At 52.8% G+C, this 2218-nt stretch carries 1 rRNA gene; it reads right to left on the bottom strand.

The features are described 5' to 3' along the window. Positions 1 to 51: 51 nt before the first annotated feature. Positions 52 to 2218: ribosomal RNA gene (locus tag RVS70_RS21470) — 23S ribosomal RNA — on the bottom strand; the annotation flags it as partial.

Genomic DNA, 2218 nt, shown 5'->3' with positions numbered 1-2218 from the left:
TTTGTACCCTAAAAACTAAATAAGAGATCATTCAACGACAACCAAAAGAAGTTAGTTAAGTCCTCGATCGATTAGTATCCGTCAGCTCCACGTGTCACCACGCTTCCACCTCGAACCTATCAACCTCATCATCTCTGAGGGATCTTACTCACTTGAAGTGATGGGAAGTCTCATCTTGAGGGGGGCTTCATGCTTAGATGCTTTCAGCACTTATCCCTGCCACACGTAGCTACCCAGCTATGCTCCTGGCGGAACAACTGGTACACCAGCGGTGTGTCCATCCCGGTCCTCTCGTACTAAGGACAGCTCCTCTCAAACTTCCAACGCCCACGACGGATAGGGACCGAACTGTCTCACGACGTTCTGAACCCAGCTCGCGTACCGCTTTAATGGGCGAACAGCCCAACCCTTGGGACCGACTACAGCCCCAGGATGCGATGAGCCGACATCGAGGTGCCAAACCTCCCCGTCGATGTGAACTCTTGGGGGAGATAAGCCTGTTATCCCCGGGGTAGCTTTTATCCGTTGAGCGATGGCCCTTCCATGCGGAACCACCGGATCACTAAGCCCGACTTTCGTCCCTGCTCGACTTGTAGGTCTCGCAGTCAAGCTCCCTTCTGCCTTTACACTCTGCGAATGATTTCCAACCATTCTGAGGGAACCTTTGGGCGCCTCCGTTACCTTTTGGGAGGCGACCGCCCCAGTCAAACTGCCCGCCTGACACTGTCTCCGAACCGGATCACGGTCCTGGGTTAGAAGGTTCGTACAGCCAGGGTGGTATCCCACGGATGCCTCCACGTAAGCTAGCGCTCACGCTTCGATGGCTCCCACCTATCCTGTACAAGCTGTACCAACATTCAATATCAGGCTACAGTAAAGCTCCACGGGGTCTTTCCGTCCTGTCGCGGGTAATGTGCATCTTCACACATAGTATAATTTCACCGGGTCTCTCGTTGAGACAGTGCCCAAGTCGTTGCACCTTTCGTGCGGGTCGGAACTTACCCGACAAGGAATTTCGCTACCTTAGGACCGTTATAGTTACGGCCGCCGTTTACTGGGGCTTCGGTTCTACGCTTCGCACAAAAGTGCTAACGCTTCCCCTTAACCTTCCAGCACCGGGCAGGTGTCAGCCCCTATACTTCGCCTTTCGGCTTCGCAGAGACCTGTGTTTTTGCTAAACAGTCGCTTGGGCCTATTCACTGCGGCTCCTCGGCAGAGGAGCACCCCTTCTCCCGAAGTTACGGGGTCATTTTGCCGAGTTCCTTAACGAGAGTTCTCCCGCTCACCTTAGGATTCTCTCCTCGCCTACCTGTGTCGGTTTGCGGTACGGGCACCTATGAACTCACTAGAGGCTTTTCTTGGCAGTGTGAAATCAGGAACTTCGGTACTCTATTTCCCTCCCCGTTACAGCTTGAAATCGTCGAACGGATTTGCCTATTCGACTTCCTCACTGCTTGGGCGCACACATCCATCGGTGCGCTTTCCTTATCCTTCTGCGTCCCCCCATCGTTCAAACGCTCATGAGGTGGTACAGGAATATCTACCTGTTGTCCATCGCCTACGCCTTTCGGCCTCGGCTTAGGTCCCGACTAACCCTGAGAGGACGAGCCTTCCTCAGGAAACCTTAGGCATTCGGTGAAAGAGATTCTCACTCTTTTTTCGCTACTCATACCGGCATTCTCACTTCTAAGCGCTCCACCAGTCCTCACGGTCTGACTTCACAGCACTTAGAACGCTCTCCTACCATTGTTCGTAAGAACAATCCGCAGCTTCGGTGATACGTTTAGCCCCGGTACATTTTCGGCGCAGAGTCACTCGACCAGTGAGCTATTACGCACTCTTTAAATGGTGGCTGCTTCTAAGCCAACATCCTGGTTGTCTAAGCAACTCCACATCCTTTTCCACTTAACGTATACTTTGGGACCTTAGCTGGCGGTCTGGGCTGTTTCCCTTTCGACTATGAACCTTATCACCCATAGTCTGACTCCCAAGGCAAAGTAGCTGGCATTCGGAGTTTGACTGAATTCGGTAACCCGGTGAGGGCCCCTAGTCCAATCAGTGCTCTACCTCCAGTACTCGTTCCTTGAGGCTAGCCCTAAAGCTATTTCGGAGAGAACCAGCTATCTCCGTGTTCGATTGGCATTTCACCCCTACCCACACCTCATCCCCGCATTTTTCAACATACGTGGGTTCGGGCCTCCAGTCAGTGTTACCTGAC

The sequence above is a fragment of the Virgibacillus sp. M23 genome (assembly GCF_034190895.1).
Lineage (GTDB): Bacteria > Bacillota > Bacilli > Bacillales > Amphibacillaceae > Virgibacillus > Virgibacillus salarius.
The sequence above is the reverse complement of the archived record's forward strand: the minus strand, read 5'-3'. Positions and strand labels throughout refer to the sequence as shown.